The organism is Flavobacterium sp. (genome assembly GCF_046296355.1).
GTDB lineage: Bacteria > Bacteroidota > Bacteroidia > Flavobacteriales > Flavobacteriaceae > Flavobacterium.
In genome coordinates this window covers 40,068-59,020 of the sequence record NZ_JBKBLM010000009.1, presented here as the reverse complement: position 1 = coordinate 59,020, position 18,953 = coordinate 40,068, and the positions used below count along the sequence as shown (strand labels likewise).

Here is an 18,953-nt window from a genome sequence, read left to right as displayed (position 1 = left end):
AACTTCTTAATTATTTCTTAATTAACCAAATATTAACGGCTATTTATAAAACTGCACAAGTGTTAAATGTTTTGCTGAAATTTATAACTAATTATAATAATGATGCAAATACTTAATTAGGTTGCGTCAATTTTAATATTTTTATAAAAAAAATTCAATGTTAAGAAATAAGTTTTCAGATTTTTGCTTTGAATGCGGGACAGACGAGGCCGGAAGAGGTTGTTTAGCCGGTCCTGTTACAGCTGCAGCAGTAATCTTGCCGGAAAATTTTAAATTAGAACTACTCAATGACTCCAAACAACTTTCTGAAAAGATTAGAGAACAATTAAAACCTTTGATTGAAGCACAAGCCATCAGTTACAGCGTTACGCATCTTGATCATTCCGTGGTTGATGAAATCAATGTGCTGAACGCTTCCATAAGAGCCATGCAGGAATCAATCCTCAAGCTAAATCCTACACCTAATTACATTATAGTAGACGGAAACCGATTTAAACCGGTTAATGATATTCCTTTCTCCACTATTATTAAAGGTGATAGCAAATATTTGAGTATTGCTGCCGCTTCGGTTTTGGCCAAAACCTATCGTGATGAGTATATGAACAAAATTCATGAAGAATTCCCAATGTACAACTGGAAAAAAAACAAAGGCTATCCAACCTTAGAACATAGAGAAGCAATTAGAAAATACGGCGTAACTAAATACCACCGAATGTCCTTTAGATTATTGCCTGAACAATTAAAGTTAGAATTTTAGAGTACTGCTTGAGAATTCTTAATTTCAGAAGTTATCATTTGTGCTTCAAAAAGCGTCTGAAAATGCTTGATGATTTTTTGTTTTACTTGCTCTTCGTCGATTTGGCTTCCGAGTTCGACATGCATTGACGTTACCGCTTTGCCTTTAATACCACACGGAATGATATTATCGAAATAACCTAAATTGGCATTGACATTCAAAGCAAAACCATGCATGGTTACCCAACGACTCGCTCTAACACCCATGGCACAAATTTTTCTTGCGAATGGCGTTCCAACATCAAGCCAAACACCTGTTTCCCCTTCGCTTCTTGTACCTATTATATTATACTCTGCTAAAGTGAGAATAATTACTTCTTCCAAAAAACGCAAATACTTATGAATGTCGGTAAAGAAATTTTCTAAATCCAATATAGGATAGCCTACAATTTGTCCCGGACCATGATAGGTTATATCGCCACCCCGATTGATTTTATAAAAAGTCGCACCTTTGGCTTTTAATTGCTTTTCAGAAAGCAATAAATTAGACAAGTCGCCACTTTTTCCTAACGTATAAACATGCGGATGCTCTACAAAAAGAAAATGATTAGGTGTTACCAAATCCGGATTGCTTCTTTTTTGTATTTTGATATCGACAATCTCTTTGAAAAGTGCTTCTTGGTAATCCCAAGTTGCCTTGTAATCTTTATTGCCTAAATCTTGGAGCTGTATATTTTTATTCATTACTCGAACTCAATTTCAATATCTAATGACTTTGGCTTTTTCATGTAATCTTCAAAAAGATAATCAATTGTTACTGTTTTCTTGTCTTCACTCAACACTGCGTTCGGGATGGAAACCTTTTTTACAGGTTTGGCAAAATTATACACTACCCGATAACTCGATTTCCCCAACAGCTCTTTCATGGCCTCTGCTACCTGATCCAATTCTTGGTTTTCATCTCCCTCAGTCGAAAGCGTTGTATCTTCTTCCTTAACTTGTTCTAAAGTCTCTTTTAATTCCAGCTCAGAAACTGTTTTTCTAAATATTTTTCCATCGTAAAAATAAGACGTTGACGAACTTTCTTGCGCCTCTGCTTTGACCGCATCTGTCATTCCTTTATTAGGAGCAATTCCGGATTCCTTTAGTGTTTTTACCGGAGAAGTCATGTCTTTTAATTCCTCAATGGTTTTGAAATTTGAGAAGAGTGAATACGACATTTGTTTGGCTTTTTCATTCATTAAAATTCTTATGCCAAAGTTTTCCATTTTTCTGAACTTTTCTTGCTCTTCAGGAGAGAGTTTTGCTATACTGTCTTGCTTATCAGCAAACACATCCTTAAAGGTAAAAGTACTGTCAATCATTTTCTTTTCTCGGACTTCAGCGCCTTTTCTTTTTTTCTTTTTTGACTTATTGTCATCAGAAGCACCGAAATCACCTGCGCCCATTTCCATTAACGGAGACGCATCCATTTCATAATTGAATTTTCCCGAACCATCTTCATTGAACAATAAAGTCTCGGTTATTTTACAGCTTTGAAAACAAAAAACTGCCACGCCAACAAGTAAAAGTTTGAAATACTTCATAAAATTAATTTTGCCAAATATACAAATGATTTGCCAATTAGCCCCGATTGTAGCGGAAATCAACTTTGTCAAAGTTTTGAACTTTGACAAAGTTATTGTAGCGGAAAGCGGGAAAATGGATTACAAACAAAGCCCGAAACATTCGCTCCAAAAATAAAACACTTTGCTACTTTGAGACTTTGAAACTTTGCCACTTATCCCTATCTTTGCACGCTTAAATACAATACGATATGCAACTTTCGGAACAAGAAATCATCAGAAGAGAAAAACTAAACGCTTTGCGCGAATTAGGTATTAACCCTTATCCGGCGGATTTATTTCCCGTCGACCACACGTCAAAGCAGGTTAAGGAAAACTTTGAAGAAGGTAAGAAGGTTGTTTTGGCCGGCCGAATGATGAGTGACAGAGACATGGGAAAAGCTTCCTTTGTGGAGTTGCAAGACAGCGAAGGCAGAATTCAGTTGTATTTTAACCGTGACGTTCTTTGTCCGGGTGAAGACAAGACTTTATACACCCAAGTCTTCAGAAAATTAACTGATTTAGGTGATTTCATAGGCATTGAAGGCGAATTGTTTTTAACCAAAGTAGGCGAAAAATCGGTACGTGTAGACAAGTTTACTTTCTTAAGCAAAACTTTGCGTCCGTTACCGTTACCTAAAAAAGATGAAGAAGGAAACGTTCACGATGCTTTTAACGATGCAGAATTGCGATACAGAATGCGTTATGTGGATTTAGTCGTAAATCCGCAAGTGAAAGAAGTGTTTATCAAAAGAACCAAATTATTCACGGCGATGCGAAACTTTTTCAACACTGCCGGTTATATGGAAGTAGAAACTCCGGTATTGCAATCGATTGCCGGTGGTGCTGCGGCGCGTCCGTTTATTACGCATCACAATAGTTTGGACATTCCTTTATATATGAGGATTGCCAACGAATTGTATTTGAAAAGATTAATTGTAGGTGGATTTGACGGTGTTTATGAATTCTCGAAAAACTTCAGAAATGAAGGCATGGACAGAACGCACAATCCGGAATTTACTGCCATGGAAATCTATGTTTCGTATAAAGATTACAATTGGATGATGGAGTTTGCCGAAAACTTATTGGAGTATTGTGCCAATGAAGTCAACGGAACTACAGAAGCCATTTTTGGCGAACACAAAGTTAATTTCAAAGCGCCTTATGCTCGTGTAACGATGACTGATGCTATCAAGCAATTTACCGGTTTTGATATTTCGGGAAAAAGTGAAGCGGAAATTTTTGCGGCAGCCAGAGGAATGGGAATTGAAGTAGATGAAACGATGGGGAAAGGCAAATTAATCGATGAGATTTTTGGTGCCAAATGTGAAGGTAATTTTATCCAACCAACGTTTATTACGGATTATCCAAAAGAAATGTCGCCGCTTTGTAAAGAACACCGCGACAATCCTGAATTAACCGAACGTTTTGAGTTGATGGTTTGCGGAAAAGAAATCGCCAACGCCTATTCGGAATTAAACGATCCGATTGATCAACGCGGCCGTTTTGAAAATCAAATGGCTCTAGCAGAAAAAGGTGATGATGAAGCAAACGGAATTATTGACGAGGACTTTTTAAGAGCATTAGAATATGGAATGCCACCAACTTCAGGAATGGGAATTGGCATGGACCGATTGATCATGTTCTTGACAAATAATGCTTCGATTCAGGAAGTGCTTTTCTTCCCGCAGATGCGTCCGGAGAAAAAACAATTGGATTTAAGTGAAGATGAAAAATTAATTATTGGTTTACTGAAAACTGAAAACAACCAACCACTGGGACAATTAAAAGAGCAATCCCAATTGAGCGGTAAAAAATGGGATGCCGCGATGAAAGGTTTAGCCAAACACGGCATGACCAAAGTAGTCGTTGACGGAGATAACAAAACGGTAGTTTTGAATTAATACTAAAGGAGCTCGAATGAGTTCCTTTTTTTATAAAGTTTTGTTAAGCTTTAAACCTTTTAGATTTGAAGTCGTCCTATGGGTATAAATTTAAAAAATCAAAAAATGAAGAACGTATTTTTAGCCTTATTGTTGTTTGTAAGCATAACAGCTTTGGCACAAGAAAAAAGAGAAAGAAAACCGGAAAGAGAAAAATTGACTAAAGAACAAAAAGTAGATTTTCAAGTAAAAAGAATGACTAAGGATTTGGATTTGAATGAAAAGCAAGCCAAAGAAGTTCGCACCATTGTAACCAAAGAGGTTGAAAAAAGGGAAGCAAAAAAAGCCGAAATGGACAAGAAAAAGGAACAAGTGAAAGCAGAGAGATTGGCTGAAGCCAAAGAACAACAAGCTGCTTTAACTTCTGATATGAAAAAAATTCTGACGCCTGATCAATTTGCCAAATGGGAAAAAAGCCGCGAAGAAAAGAAAGCAAAGGTCAAAGAAAGAATGATCGAACGAAGAGGGAAAGGCAAATTGGAACCAATTAAAGAGGATAAATAAAAATAAATTTTGAGATTACGCCAAAATAAATTAGTTTTGGAGTCATTATCCTTCTAAAAATCTAAAAAATGAAAAAATTAATTGCTGCTTTAACATTAATGTTAGCATTTTCAATAAATGCAAATGCACAAGACCAAAAAGAATTGACTGCTTCTGAAAAAGGAAGAAAAGATGCTACTGAGTTAACCCAGTTTTTAGGATTAAGCGCAACTCAAAGCGAAGATTTTTACAGACTGTTTGAACTAAAATACAAAACACTTGAAGACAAAACTTTATCTACTGAAAGAAAAGCTGAGTTAAATAGAGTGATAGAAGCCAAAATCAGAGCTTCATTGGATGGTGTACAAATGGAAAAATTAGATAAAAATCCTGATTTACTTAAGAAGTTAATTAACTAAGGTTAGTCTCAAAAATAAAAAAGTCCTCTCTAAACGAAAGGACTTTTTTAATTTATAACGTTTGGGCTACTTTGTTGACCGCATTAATTGTAAAGTCTAAATCTTCATAAGAGAGTGCATCTGTTATGAACCAAGTTTCGTAGGCTGAAGGCGCAATATAAACTCCTTCGTTTAACAATCCGTGGAAAAATTTCTTAAACGTTTCGTTGTCACCATTTTTGGCGGTTTGAAAATCGACCACAGGGTTCGCATCAAAATGAACAGAAATCATTGAGCCTACTCTATTAATCGTAAAAACAATATCATTGTCCTTTAAAACTTTGTCTATTCCTTTGTGCAAATAGGCCGTTTTCTCTTCCAGTCTTTTAAAGATATCCGAATCGTTATTTAGTGCTTCCAACATCGCCAATCCGGCAGCCATCGCTAAAGGATTTCCCGATAAAGTTCCGGCTTGGTAAACCGGACCTAGTGGCGCCAAATAATTCATGATTTCGTTTCTTGCTGCAAAAGCGCCAACTGGTAATCCGCCACCAATTACTTTTCCGAAGCAGGCTATATCAGCGGTTACTCCGTATAATTCTTGTGCTCCGCCTTTGGCCAAACGAAATCCGGTCATTACTTCGTCAAAAATCAATAAGGTGCCATTGGCATCACAAACTTCCCGAAGCGATTGCAAGAAACCGTCTTTTGGTGGAACACAACCCATGTTTCCGGCAACAGGTTCTATGATAATGGCGGCAATTTCGTTTTTATTGGCTTCGAATAAAGCCTTTACATTTTCAATATCGTTATAATTGGCTAACAAAGTATCTTTCGCCGTTCCTTGGGTAACTCCGGGACTATTTGGCACGCCAAATGTACTCAAACCGCTTCCTGCTGCAATCAAAAAAGAATCCGAATGACCGTGATAACAACCCGAAAATTTGATGATTTTATCTCTTTTAGTATAACCTCTGGCGAGACGAATAGCGCTCATACAAGCTTCGGTTCCAGAATTCACAAAGCGAATTTTATCTATATTCGGCACCATAGAAATGGCTAGTTGTGCTATATTAGTTTCCAATTCGGTCGGCATTCCAAAGGAAGTTCCCTTTTGGGCTTTTTCAATTACGGCATCCACTACCGGCTGAAAAGCATGCCCTAAAATCATGGGTCCCCAAGAATTGATATAGTCAATCAATCGGTTGTCGTCTTCGTCATAAAGGTAAGCACCTTTGGCGCTTTTGGCAAAAATGGGTGTTCCTCCTACTCCTTTGAATGCTCTTACCGGAGAATTTACTCCACCGGGAATTACTTTTTCAGCTTCAGCAAACAACTGACTGCTTCTTTGATAAATCATGTTTTAAGGTAATTTTATTTTGAATCTACTTAACGATAATCATTTGCCCCAAAGACAAAGAATTATCTGTTAAATTATTTTTTCGTTTTAACTCTTCTATCGAAATATTGAACTTTTTTGACAGTGAATATAGCGTATCTCCTTTGACAACGGTATATTTTTCTGCACCTCCAGTATAGGCAATCTCTTTTTTGGCAATAACAACCGGAACATAGTTTTTCCCCAAAACTTCGGCATCATATTTAGCCAATTGGTAACGTTCAATCAATCCGATTAATTTTTCAGGGTATTTAGGATCGGTTGCATAACCGGCGGCTTTTAAACCGTATGCCCAACTTTTATAATCATCTTTCCCGAACTGAAATAGCTCGGCATATCTCGGACGACTCGTTAAAAAATAAGAATGGTCACGGAAAGAACCACTTGGGTCATCATATTTTCTAAAGCATTCGTTTTCCTCATCATCGGTATATTTAATGCTTGGTCCTGTCCATTCCTTGTGGCATTTGATTCCGAAATGATTATTGGCTTGCATACTAAGCGGACCTGTTCCTGCTCCGGATTCTAAAATGGCTTGCCCCAAAGTTACACTAGCCGGAATTCCGGTTTTGAGCATATTTTCTTTGGCCAGACTTTTATATTTTTCGATATAGGCCAAAACCATTTCAGTTGTAACCTTAACTCGGGTTGTGGCTTCTAAAATCTCACTTGATGAAGCGTTGTTTTGCGTTGAAGAAGTGGTAGTTGCTTGCACAACTGCTTCAGGCTTTTTGGGCTGATTGGGTCTTAAAATGGGCTTTTTGACTCTTTGTGTAACTGGAGTTGTTGTTTTTCTGGGATCGGGTTGAGATGTTCTGACTACTGATTGGTTAGAACCACAAGAAGCCACAAAAATCATAAGCAGCAATAAAAAAAGTTTCTTAATCATAGGTATTTATTTCGATTTGGTTTTTCTGTTTTAACAACTGATTCATTCCAGCAATTCCCTGCAATCCGCCGGTGTGAATGAGCAATATTTTTGACCCTTTGGGAAACCACTCTTTTTTAATCAAATCAAAAACACCATAAACCATTTTTCCGGTATAAATTGGGTCTAATGGAATTTGATATTTTTGATAAAAATCGTTTATAAAGCAAACTAATTCCGGCGTCACTTTAGCATAACCGCCAAAATGATATTCGGTCACCAATTCCCAGTTTTGATTCTGAACAAATTTACAAATATCTTCTTTTAAAAAGTCGCCTTTCAAAGCAGGAAATCCTAAAACTTGTTGACTATGTTTTGAACAATTAATAACGCCCGAAATCGTACCGCCGGTTCCTACAGCACAGCAGATATAATCAAAGCTTTCATCCGCTTTGGTTAAAATTTCTTCACAGCCTTTTATGGCTAAATCATTGGTTCCACCTTCGGGCAGGAGATAGAAATTTCCGTATTGGGCTTCTAACTTCTTTATAAAATGGGCACTGGTTTTATCTCGGTACACCTCTCTTGAAACAAACTCAAAAACCATTCCGAAATCCTGAGCTTTTTGTAAAGTGGGATTTTCTATAATCTTGTCATGCAACTCTTCTCCTCTTATGACACCAATAGTTCGGAAACCGTTTTCTTTTCCGGCGGCTGCTACAGCTAAAATATGATTTGAAAAAGCTCCGCCAAAAGTCAATAAAGTAGTTTTTTTTTCTTCCTTGGCTTTTGCTAAATTGTACTTCAATTTTCTGTACTTATTTCCTGAAATATAAGGATGCAACAAATCTTCGCGCTTGAGATATAGCGTGATATCAGAATTTTCAATTTCGATTTTTTGATTAATGCTTTTCAAAAAAAGGCTTTTGGCAAAGGTACGAAACGCTAAAGTCTTGGGATAAAAAAAAGCGATTTAAAAATCGCTCTTAACTTGTTTCCTAATGGTTAGAAACTATGATTTTCTGTGCCATTTTCCTATTGTCATTGGTTACAACCTCAACTAAATAAACTGCTTCTGCCATACCGCTAGTGGAAAATTCATAGGCGTTTTGCACTCCTAATCTTTGTTTGTCAAAAATTTGTTTTCCGGTGATATCAAAAAGCTTAACCGACTTTAAATCCAATGAATTGGGATTAGAAACAGTAAGCGTTTGCGAAGTATTATTTTGGAAAATAACCAAGTCAGATTTGATATCGGTCTGACTGTTTAAATTGGCATCTTTGAAGGTGATTTCAAATCGATTGTTATAAACTCCGGAGGACAAAGCCACTTCATAAGTACTGTTTTTAATGTCATGATAGCTATTGTCTTGGGCATCATACATAAAGATTGACTGCGATTCATCGAAATTTACAACCATAGAAGCGTCAAATTTAAAAGTGGCGTTATCTGTAGCTTTTATTCCAACCGGAATTCTCTTTTCAATGTCAAAACTCAATCCTTGGATAACATATTTGTCACTATCTAAAAAGAAATAAACATCATTGGGAATAGCATCATCAACCGGTGATTTGGCATCAATTCCCCAGTCAATTCCGTCAGTTGCCGTTGGCAATAAAACCAACGCAATTTGGCGGGTAAATTGGTTGTTCATTATGGTATTCAGACGAATTTGAGCTACTGGATTTGCTGTAGGATTTTGAGTAGACTCTGTTTGATTATTAGCATTTCTTTCAAATTCAGAATAAAGGTCGGATTCTTTGTAGAACGCTCTGTGACTGTTTTTCAAGGTAACTGCAACCGGACTTCCACTGGCTTTACCTTTCACCATAAAACCTTGACCGATAGGTGCATATTTTCTTTGAATAGACAATCCTGAAGAAGCACCAACAGTATTTATAGTACCGTCAATATTAAAAGAATCAAATGTAGCCGGCACATAAACACCGTATTCTGTTAGGCTAGTACTAATTGGTGCATAAGTTCCATAGCCGCCGCGATAAGCCAATAACAAATGAGAATCTACTGTTTTATCGTGTTCCCAATAGTAAGCAATTCCGGTGCAATCGGTATTACTAGGATCTAATAAAAAGGCATTGACATGTAACGCTGATGGGTATGGATTACCGGTTAGCGTTAAATTATCGGTAACAACATTTACGGTGATATTTCCATCATTGGGTTTCCCTCTAAAATCATATCGCTGAGCGCCACCAGGATTATTTACTGTGGTTTCTCCAATATTTGTTGTATCTGTTCCATTGGTTCCTTTCATGGTAAAACCTTGTCCGGCAGCGATATCCGTATTATCAGCTGACTGTATCCATTCAGAATAGTCGGCACCGGCTAAAAATTTCCAAATCCAATAGGTAGCTATTGACAGCGAACCATTGCTTGACAATCCGTCATAACTCGAAGAAAGCATAGTAGCAGGCGAGCTATTGATAACTGACGAAGGGAGTTGAATCATAGTGATACCGAAATTTTCATTTCCGGTTGCAGCTGAGGCATTTCCGACCGGAGAACACCAATAATTGTAATCATAATTATCAGAAGTTCCTTCTTGAAGAACTGACAAAACACCTTCACCTTTATTGGTTGACACTCCCGCTGTTCCTTGCAAAAGCTGACCTTCGTTTCTTAAAAAAAGATTACCGCTATTCTCAAGATTTATATCTTGAGTGACAAAGACATATTGCTCTTTAACAAAAACATAGCTATTCGGACTAACATAAAGTTGGGCCAAGGAGGTAAAACTAACCAATAAAATGGTCATACATATTAACTTCTTCATAATATCATTATCTTAAACACTTAACAAGCACTAAGATATAACTTTTTTTTAAAAAACACTGAACGTCAAGAATATATATGCCTCTTTTTGACAAATAGTGACCTGTGAACCACAAATTGCTAGTCAATTGGAAAGATATGGAGAACTAAATTATTCCACCGTCTCAATTGTTGTTTTTTTACACTTTACTTTAAATCACTCAGAATTATCACAATTAGTTTGTTAATTTATTAGATTTTAATGGCTTTTTAAAGACTATTTAGAAATAATTGTTATTTTGCACTATGTTAAAACCACTACACTTATTTTATTCTTTAACTGTAAATGACAAATAATTACCCAACCATAAATTTTAATTCTCGTCTTTGGAAAGCATTTTTTGCCTTTTCTTGTTGTGTCATTTTATTAATAACCAATGATTTACAAGCACAAGGAACTAGTTGTTCAAATGCAACTGCTTTAACAATTAATGGCAGTTGCGTAACAGGTGTGACAATTTCTGACCAAATACAAGACACCCCTAATATAGGAACTTGTCCCGGCACTTTTGCAAGAGAGGGATGGTTTACTTTTACAGTAGCCGGTGGACCTTTAAATATGACCATAACAGCTGATGCAAATAATAGAAATCTTTTTTTACAATTAATTTCTTCGACCTCTTCTTGTGCCGGTTTATCTCAAATTAATTGTGCAAATGCAACCAATTCAAACGGCGCACAAATTGAAACTATAACCCAAACTTTAAGCAATGGAATTTATTACATAAAAGTGGTAAATGTGGGTTCGAGTAATATGGTTCTTAACAGTATATGCGTTACAGCGACTTCACCTTGTGTCTCTCCAGCAGCTCAAGCTTCGGGATTTACTTTGGGCACAGTCACTTCAACAACGGTTCCGGCAACCTTTTCGGGTACTGCGAATGGCTTTTTGGTCATTCGTTCCTTAACTAATACACCGCCATCCCAACCTGTTGATGGCACTATTTATTCGGCTGCTAACATTGCTACATTAGGCTCTGGTTTGACATTTATCCAATCTGGCTCATCAACAACAATCACCGACACTGGACTTACAGGAAATACGCAATATTATTATTTTATTTACGCCTATAACAATACATCCTGTACTGGCGGACCGGTTTACAACGCTTCGGGCGCTTTGACCGGCAATGCTGTTACTTGTCCGGCCATACCAAACTCAGTAGCCACCGCCGGTATAACTTCGGGTGCATTTACTTTGAATTGGACAGCTCCAACTGGCGGTTCTGCAAGTGCAATTACTTATTCAGTACAAGTCACCACTGATGCCGGTTTCACAACTAATGTTTCAGGTTCACCTTTTTCAATTTCGGCACCAACAGCTACTTTAAGCCTAACCGGATTAAACGCTTCAACGATTTACTACTACCGAATTCTTGCCAGTAATGGATGCAATAGTGCTTATGTAACCGGGAATGTTACCACTAGCGCAGGCAATCCATGCTCCAATGCAACAACACTTAACTGCGGAACAACAAATCTTGCAGGAACTACCGTCGGCAGTACAAATTATGCCCATAACACCGGCTGTACCATGAGTAATTATGGCAAATGGTATACTTTTACAGGAGACGGAAACTTAAATACAATATCTGTAACAACTACTAGCTTCGATGCTGAATTGTCAATATCAAGTGGTTCTTGCGGTTCTTTAACCAACATTGCTTGTCAAGACAGTGCCATAAATGGAACAGAGACCTATAGTTTTACAGCAACACTAGGAGTTACTTACTATGTTTATATAGCCTATTGGTTATCAGGTGATACAACCACAGGAACATTTACAATTTCCAGAACTTGTACCACGCCTTTTAACCCTTGTGCTTCCATTCCTAATATTGCTGCTTGTGGTTCAACTACGAATACTACAATCGCAGCCGGAATTGGAGCCTATGGAACTTCATCTTGCGGTTGGACAACTTCAGGACAAGAACAAATTTACACATTCACTCCTACAACAACCGGAAATTATTCTATTGCTCAAACTAGTTCTTTTGCCTACATTGATTACCAATTCAAACCAGTGTCTTCAGGTTGTAATAGCTCGGGCTGGAACTGTATTGATGACATTTCAGGTGCCGCAAACAGTCCTTATTTCACTTTAACTGCCGGAGTACAATATTATCTTTTATTGGATCCTGAAAGTTCAGCAGGCGGAAATGTAAGTTTCATTTTGAACTGTCCGGTGACACCTCCTGCCAATGACAATTGTAGCGGAGCAGTTTCTTTAACTGTCAATCCTTCTACTACTTGCACTAGTAACACCGCTGGAACCACATTAGGCGCTACACAATCTCAAGCCGGTTGTGTAGGAACTGCTGACGATGATGTATGGTATAGCTTTGTTGCTACAACAAATTCTCATACCCTAACGGCAACACCTACGAGTTTATCTGACACGGTAATACAAGCCTTCAGCGGAAATTGTGGCTCTTTGGTAAGTTTAGATTGCGTTGACGACACCATCTCTTCAAACGAATCAACCGTTTTAACGGGATTAACCATTGGAAATACTTACTATGTAAGAGTATATAGTTATAGTAGTACTTCAGGTCAAGGCACTTTCAATATTTGTGTAACTTCAAATATTCCTTGTACCGGTGGTTCAGGAGCCGGAGGAGCAAGTGATAACTGTCCGGTTATAGTTGCAGGAGGTTTAGGAATGAGCGGTGCCGACCCTAATCCGATTAACGCCTGTATTTCTTCAACTTGCGTTGATTTAGAAGCGACCTATTTGCAATTAAATCAAACCACCAATTATACCGTTCAGCCAATTACTTACAATCCTCCCTACCAATTTAGTTGTTTGCAAAACTCTGTTAGTATCAATGTGGATGATGTTTGGTCTCCAACCGTTTCATTGCCTTTTAATTTCTGTTTTTACGGAACTAATTATAGTCAATGTTTAATAGGTTCAAACGGCACAATCACTTTTGACCTTACCAATAACACACCTGGTGGTTATAGCGGATGGTCATTTGCTAACAATCTTCCGAACAATACCTTATTCTTAAACACTATTTTTGGAGTATACCATGATATTGACCCAAGCAAAGGTGGTGAAGTTGGCTGGGAACTAATCACTTTAACTTCCGGCTGTAGAGCACTTGTCGCTTCATGGAATGATATTCCGATGTTCTCTTCCAGTTGTAATGCCCAATTGTATACCGGAATGATTGTACTGTATGAAAATACTAATATCATTGAAGTCTATATTGAAGAAAAAAATGTTTGTGCTACTTGGAATAGCGGAAATGCAATAGTTGGTATTCAAAACGCAACAGGAACACAAGCTGTAGTTGCCCCAAACAGAAACGGACTAGACACAAACTGGACAACTACCAATGAGGCGTGGAGATTTACGCCATCCGGAACATCAATTGCTTCCGTAAAATGGTACCAAGGTTCCGGAACGAGCGGAACGGTTGTTGGGACAAGTAATACTTTAAACATTTGCCCAACCACCACTACAACTTATACCGCGGAAGTAACCTACACACTTTGTGGCGGCTCTACTTTAAAAATAACCGATGAAACTACCGTCACTGTTGGCGCCAGTAAAGTTTGGAACGGTTCAGTAGACAATGATTGGAACAAATCAAACAATTGGACTCCCAACACTGCCATCCCCAATAGTGCTGATTGTGTAATCATTCCTATCACTTCTAATAATCCCGTAATCTCAGGAACAGATTATAATGCTTTAGCCGGAACATTATCTGTTCTAAATGGCGCTACATTAACTATAAATTCAAGCAACAGCCTTACCGTTACTGATTGGGTAAATGTAGCCACAACAGGAACTTTTACAATCAATAACAGCGGAAGTTTGGTCCAAATAAACAATGTTTCCAATACCGGAAACATAATTTACAAACGTGATGCCTTGATTAGAAGTTTAGATTACGTTTATTGGTCTTCACCCGTAGCCAATTATAGTTTAAGTAGTATTGCTACTCCGCTATCTTTTTGGGCGATGTACAAATGGAACACAACCGTTGCCAATACTAATGGCGGACAAGGGAATTGGGAAAACGCAGCAGGTGACACTATGAGTGCCGGAAAAGGATATATAGCCAGTGGACCAAGTACTTTCAGCTCAACAGTCGCTACACCTTTTAACGCTACTTTTAACGGCGTACCTAACAATGGAAATATCACTGTACCCATTGCCCGTGGAAGTGACACCAATACAGCGCTTCACTATGGAACTAATGGTGCAGAAATCACAAATTACAGCGACAATTGGAATTTATTAGGCAACCCGTATCCTTCAGCCATTAGAGCCAGCCAATTTTTATTTGACAACAACACCAAAATCATGGGGAATGTTAAATTGTGGACACACGGCACTTTACCGGCCATTATTGCTAGTCCGTTTTACAACACTTTTATTTACAACTACAGCCCTGGAGATTATTTAACCTATAATTTCACCGGCACCAGTTGCTGTCCAGCTGCGGGTTCTGATTTGTTTATCGGTTCAGGTCAAGGCTTTTTTGTGCAAATGGTTGATGGTACAGCTGCTACAGACAACATTACTTTCACCAACAGTTTAAGAAGCAACACCTACAGTAACAGTACTTTCTACCGATTGTCCAATTCCAATGTCTCCAACAGTATTGATGTTGAAAATATAGAGAGAAACAGAATATGGCTCGATATCATCGATAGCAACAATAATTCAGACAGAACATTGTTCGGTTACATTGAAGGTGCTACCATGAGCAATGACAGTTTCTTTGATTGCATAACGCAAAATACAGGAGGAACAGCAATTTATTCCTTATTGGATAATGCCAAATTCTCCATTCAAGGTAGAGCTTTGCCTTTTGATATCAATGACGAAGTGCCTATTGGAGTAAATATTCCAACCTCTGGAAATTATTCCATTGCCCTAGCCGCTATTGACGGATTACTTAACAATCAAAATATTTATCTAACAGATATTTTACTGAACATCACTCACGATTTGAAAACAAGTCCGTATCAATTTACATCAGAAAACGGCATCATAAACAATCGATTTAAAGTGGTTTATCGCAACAACGCCTTAGGCAATCCTGAGTTTTCAAGTGATAACCAAGTAAATGTTATTGTAAAAGATGAAGTAGCAGTAAGTTCCAATAGTTTTCAAATGGAATCCATCATAGTATACAATATACTCGGACAAAAATTAGACAGTTATCATAACATAAATACTAATTTCTTTACCCTCTCCAATTTGAGAAAAAACAACGCCGGTCTTTTATTGAAAATAAAATTACAAACCGGCGAAACCGTAATCAGAAAAGTGATTTATTAATTAAAGATATTTTAAAAAATCCCAAAAAGACCTTTGCTCTATGTAGTGAAGGTCTTTTTCATTTCCATAAGCTTCTTGCTCAAATGAAATCATTCGGTAGGCCATTTGCAAGTCCTTGTACTTTAAAAGTCTTAACAAAAACTCCAATCCATACCAAAGAAAAAAAGGCAAAATCAACAACTCCAATTGCTGTCGCAAATGAATTTTTTCGTGATTAATCAAAACCAAATCACTTTTACTATTCGCAGATTTTAAAAACACAAACGGAAAAACAGTCAATCCTCTGTAGCCTTTCGGAATTAAATATTTCGAAACGATTAGTATCATTACTTATAAAGTCTTTAAATTTGCGTCTATGAACGAGCAAAATAATGAAAATAAATTAATCGAAGGCGAAGATTATTACTTAACACCCGAAGGTTACCGATGTTTCACCGAAAAATACCACTTAAAACGCGGCTATTGCTGCCGAAGCGGTTGCCGTCATTGTCCGTACGGATTCGATAAAAAAACAGGCACTATTAAGCCAAAGAAATAAAAATTAGGGCGTTACCTTTCAGGTCGGGCTTTCCGCAGTACACGGTACTTGCTCCAATCCCTAACGCAACAACTTTGAACCACAAGATAAAAACTCAGAATCTTAGTCACTTAGAAACGCAGCAACTAAAAAATATGACCTTTCAACAACAAATACTACAAGGAATCCCAACGGTTTTACCACAACCAAAACCCTACGAACCCGAAATCAATCATGCACCCAAACGCAAAGAAATATTATCCGAAGACGAAAAGAAATTAGCATTGAAAAATGCCTTACGCTATTTCGAACCGCAACATCACGCCACTCTAATTCCCGAATTCAAAGCCGAATTGGAAACCTACGGTCGCATCTACATGTACCGCCTACGTCCGGATTATAAAATGTACGCCCGACCAATTTCGGACTATCCAGGAAAATGCGAGCAAGCAAAAGCTATCATGCTGATGATTCAAAACAATTTGGATTACGCTGTGGCGCAACACCCACATGAGTTAATCACTTATGGCGGGAATGGAGCGGTGTTCCAAAACTGGGCGCAGTACTTATTGACCATGAAATATTTGGCCGAAATGACCGAAGAGCAAACCTTAGTCATGTATTCCGGTCACCCAATGGGCTTGTTTCCCTCACATACTGAAGCACCAAGAGTTGTAGTTACTAACGGAATGGTAATCCCAAATTATTCCAAACCGGACGATTGGGAAAAAATGAATGCCTTAGGCGTTTCACAATACGGACAAATGACGGCCGGAAGTTATATGTACATCGGACCGCAAGGCATCGTACACGGAACTACGATTACTGTTTTAAACGGTTTCCGAAAAATTAAAAAATCACCAAAAGGCGGTTTATTCGTAACTTCAGGATTGGGAGGAATGTCCGGAGCACAACCCAAAGCCGGAAACATCGCAGGCTGCGTAACGGTTTGTGCCGAAGTCAACCCAAAAATTACCCACATTCGCCATTCACAAGGCTGGATTAACGAAGTGATTGAAAACATAGAAGATTTAGTGCCAAGAGTTAAAACTGCTTTAGAAAATAAAGAAGTCGTATCGATTGCTTATCTCGGAAATGTCGTTGACGTTTGGGAACGATTCGACCAAGAAAATTTGCATATCGATTTGGGTTCCGACCAAACTTCACTCCACAATCCATGGGCCGGAGGTTATTATCCAACCGGTTATACTTTTGAAGAATCCAATGATTTGATGGCGAATAATCCTGAGAAGTTTAAGGAAGAAGTCCAAAAAACATTGCGTCGTCATGCGGCAGCCATTAACAAACACACCGCTAAAGGAACTTATTTCTTTGATTATGGTAACGCTTTCTTACTGGAAGCTTCACGAGCCGGTGCAGATATTATGGCAGAAAACCACATCGATTTCAAATACCCAAGTTATGTGCAAGACATTATGGGACCGATGTGTTTTGATTACGGATTCGGACCATTCCGTTGGGTTTGCGCTTCTGGAAATCCTGAAGATTTAGCCAAAACCGACCAAATTGCCTGTGAGGTTTTGGAAGAAATGATGCAAAATTCGCCCGAAGAAATCCAGCAACAAATGGCCGACAACATTCAATGGATTAAAGGTGCACAAGAAAATAAATTGGTCGTAGGTTCACAAGCCAGAATCCTTTACGCTGATGCTGAAGGCCGAATCAAAATCGCGGAAGCTTTCAACCAAGCGATTGCCCGCGGCGAAATTGGGTATGTCATTTTAGGTCGAGATCACCACGACGTTTCCGGAACGGATTCGCCTTACAGAGAAACTTCCAACATCTACGACGGTTCCCGTTTTACTGCCGATATGGCGATTCACAACGTTATCGGAGACAGTTTCCGTGGCGCGACTTGGGTATCCATTCACAATGGCGGTGGCGTGGGTTGGGGCGAAGTAATTAACGGTGGTTTTGGTATGGTTCTTGATGGTTCAAAAGCAGCGTCAAGACGCTTAGAATCAATGCTTTTCTGGGATGTGAACAACGGAATTTCAAGAAGAAGTTGGGCCAGAAATGAAGGTGCCATTTTTGCCATAAAAAGAGCCATGCAGACGCAACCTTTATTGAAAGTGACCATCCCTAATATAGTTGATGATAAATTATTGTAACTAAAATATATAGCCATGAAAAAGTTTGCCTTTCTTTCGATTTTTATTTTGCTGCTTGCCTCTTGTAGTTCCGTCAGAGTCAATTCTGATTACGACAAACAAGTAGATTTTACAGCTTATAAAACCTATGCTTTTCACAAAACCGGAATTGATAAAGCCGAGATTTCTGATTTAGATAAAAAGCGAATTCTTCGTTCTATTGACGAAACCATGACCGCTAAAGGATTTTCCAAAAGTGAAACACCCGATTTATTAATTGCGTTTTTCACCAAAGAAAGAGAAGAAGTGAATGTGAACCAATTTAATGCCGGTTGGGGTTATGGCTGGGGTTGGGGTTGGAATCCTTACCTTTGGGGAGGAAATACTTCTGTTTCCAAACACACAGAAGGCACTTTGTACATCGATATTATTGATGCCAAGAAAAAAGAACTCATTTGGCAAGGTGAAGGCGAAGGCGTTTTAACCAAAGATACCCATAAAAAAGACGAAGTCATTAAAGAATTTGTGACTAAAATATTAGAGCTATATCCACCGCAGAAGAAGTAGTCAGTGTTCAATGTTCAGTTGGCAGATTAAGACATAAACCGTAACCGAGATGTTACGGTTTTTTTTACAGATAACCTAGCCCGGATTGCAGTGAAAATCCTTTTATGAATTGCCGTGGGTTTTAACCCGCGGTAGTTTATAAAAGATTGTAACGGAAAGCCGGAAACAGCTCCTGAAAATATATTCCAAA

At 38.2% G+C, this 18,953-nt stretch carries 16 protein-coding genes; 9 read left to right on the top strand and 7 right to left on the bottom strand.

Annotation, left to right across the window (positions count from 1 at the left end; translation table 11 throughout):
* The first annotated feature begins 157 nt into the window (after nt 1-157).
* Nucleotides 158-757, top strand: a complete 600-nt coding sequence (locus ACK4HO_RS05980) for a ribonuclease HII (RefSeq protein WP_409663955.1) — start codon at nt 158-160, stop codon at nt 755-757.
* On the opposite strand, the gene lipB is transcribed toward ACK4HO_RS05980, so the two are convergent.
* Nucleotides 754-1,479, bottom strand: a complete 726-nt coding sequence (gene lipB, locus ACK4HO_RS05975; RefSeq protein ID WP_409663952.1) for a lipoyl(octanoyl) transferase LipB — start codon at nt 1,477-1,479, stop codon at nt 754-756. The two genes, ACK4HO_RS05980 and lipB, sit on opposite strands and share 4 nt — an antisense overlap.
* Nucleotides 1,479-2,321, bottom strand: coding sequence for a hypothetical protein (locus tag ACK4HO_RS05970; protein WP_409663949.1), 843 nt, complete (start codon nt 2,319-2,321; stop codon nt 1,479-1,481). Before ACK4HO_RS05970 ends, lipB begins: the two co-directional genes overlap by 1 nt.
* 25 nt (nt 2,322-2,346) lie before the next feature.
* On the opposite strand from ACK4HO_RS05970, the gene ACK4HO_RS05965 reads away from it, so the two are divergent.
* The 4 genes from ACK4HO_RS05965 (at nt 2,347) to ACK4HO_RS05950 (ending at nt 5,184) form a co-directional block, all read left to right on the top strand.
* Nucleotides 2,347-2,478: a hypothetical protein gene (locus ACK4HO_RS05965; RefSeq protein ID WP_409663946.1), complete on the top strand. Its 132-nt coding sequence runs from the start codon at nt 2,347-2,349 to the stop codon at nt 2,476-2,478.
* 73 nt (nt 2,479-2,551) lie between these two features.
* Nucleotides 2,552-4,243 carry a lysine--tRNA ligase gene (lysS, locus tag ACK4HO_RS05960; RefSeq protein WP_409663944.1) on the top strand — a complete coding sequence of 564 codons (1,692 nt, stop codon included), beginning with the start codon at nt 2,552-2,554 and terminating at the stop codon, nt 4,241-4,243.
* Nucleotides 4,244-4,348: 105 nt separating this feature from the next.
* Nucleotides 4,349-4,786 (top strand): hypothetical protein, encoded by a 438-nt coding sequence (locus tag ACK4HO_RS05955; protein ID WP_409663941.1) that lies wholly within the window; start codon nt 4,349-4,351, stop codon nt 4,784-4,786.
* A gap of 68 nt (nt 4,787-4,854) precedes the next feature.
* The gene (locus ACK4HO_RS05950; protein WP_409663939.1) at nt 4,855-5,184 is read left to right on the top strand and encodes a hypothetical protein; all 330 of its coding nucleotides are present in this window, start codon (nt 4,855-4,857) and stop codon (nt 5,182-5,184) included.
* 52 nt (nt 5,185-5,236) lie between these two features.
* Here ACK4HO_RS05950 and hemL read toward each other — a convergent pair whose 3' ends face one another.
* The 4 genes from hemL to ACK4HO_RS05930 form a co-directional block, all read right to left on the bottom strand.
* Nucleotides 5,237-6,523 carry a glutamate-1-semialdehyde 2,1-aminomutase gene (hemL, locus tag ACK4HO_RS05945; protein ID WP_409663936.1) on the bottom strand — a complete coding sequence of 429 codons (1,287 nt, stop codon included), beginning with the start codon at nt 6,521-6,523 and terminating at the stop codon, nt 5,237-5,239.
* Nucleotides 6,524-6,548: 25 nt separating this feature from the next.
* Nucleotides 6,549-7,451 (bottom strand): glucosaminidase domain-containing protein, encoded by a 903-nt coding sequence (locus ACK4HO_RS05940; RefSeq protein ID WP_409663933.1) that lies wholly within the window; start codon nt 7,449-7,451, stop codon nt 6,549-6,551.
* Nucleotides 7,444-8,337 carry a 1-aminocyclopropane-1-carboxylate deaminase/D-cysteine desulfhydrase gene (locus ACK4HO_RS05935; protein WP_409663988.1) on the bottom strand — a complete coding sequence of 298 codons (894 nt, stop codon included), beginning with the start codon at nt 8,335-8,337 and terminating at the stop codon, nt 7,444-7,446. Before ACK4HO_RS05935 ends, ACK4HO_RS05940 begins: the two co-directional genes overlap by 8 nt.
* Before the next feature lie 91 nt (nt 8,338-8,428).
* Nucleotides 8,429-10,225 carry a T9SS type A sorting domain-containing protein gene (locus ACK4HO_RS05930; protein ID WP_409663930.1) on the bottom strand — a complete coding sequence of 599 codons (1,797 nt, stop codon included), beginning with the start codon at nt 10,223-10,225 and terminating at the stop codon, nt 8,429-8,431.
* 324 nt (nt 10,226-10,549) lie between these two features.
* Between ACK4HO_RS05930 and ACK4HO_RS05925 the strand changes: the two genes are divergently transcribed.
* Nucleotides 10,550-15,568, top strand: a complete 5,019-nt coding sequence (locus tag ACK4HO_RS05925) for a fibronectin type III domain-containing protein (protein WP_409663927.1) — start codon at nt 10,550-10,552, stop codon at nt 15,566-15,568.
* Here the strand turns inward: ACK4HO_RS05925 and ACK4HO_RS05920 are convergent, their stop codons facing one another.
* On the bottom strand, nt 15,569-15,895 hold the full coding sequence (locus ACK4HO_RS05920) for a hypothetical protein (RefSeq protein WP_409663924.1): 327 nt from the start codon (nt 15,893-15,895) through the stop codon (nt 15,569-15,571).
* A gap of 28 nt (nt 15,896-15,923) precedes the next feature.
* Here ACK4HO_RS05920 and ACK4HO_RS05915 point away from each other — a divergent pair, with 28 nt between their 5' ends.
* From ACK4HO_RS05915 to ACK4HO_RS05905, 3 genes are all read left to right on the top strand, one after another.
* Nucleotides 15,924-16,106, top strand: coding sequence for a DUF5522 domain-containing protein (locus tag ACK4HO_RS05915; protein WP_171222182.1), 183 nt, complete (start codon nt 15,924-15,926; stop codon nt 16,104-16,106).
* A 134-nt stretch (nt 16,107-16,240) separates the two neighbouring features.
* Nucleotides 16,241-18,217, top strand: a complete 1,977-nt coding sequence (locus ACK4HO_RS05910; protein WP_409663920.1) for a urocanate hydratase — start codon at nt 16,241-16,243, stop codon at nt 18,215-18,217.
* A gap of 15 nt (nt 18,218-18,232) precedes the next feature.
* The gene (locus tag ACK4HO_RS05905; RefSeq protein WP_409663917.1) at nt 18,233-18,763 is read left to right on the top strand and encodes a DUF4136 domain-containing protein; all 531 of its coding nucleotides are present in this window, start codon (nt 18,233-18,235) and stop codon (nt 18,761-18,763) included.
* Nucleotides 18,764-18,953: the final 190 nt, after the last annotated feature.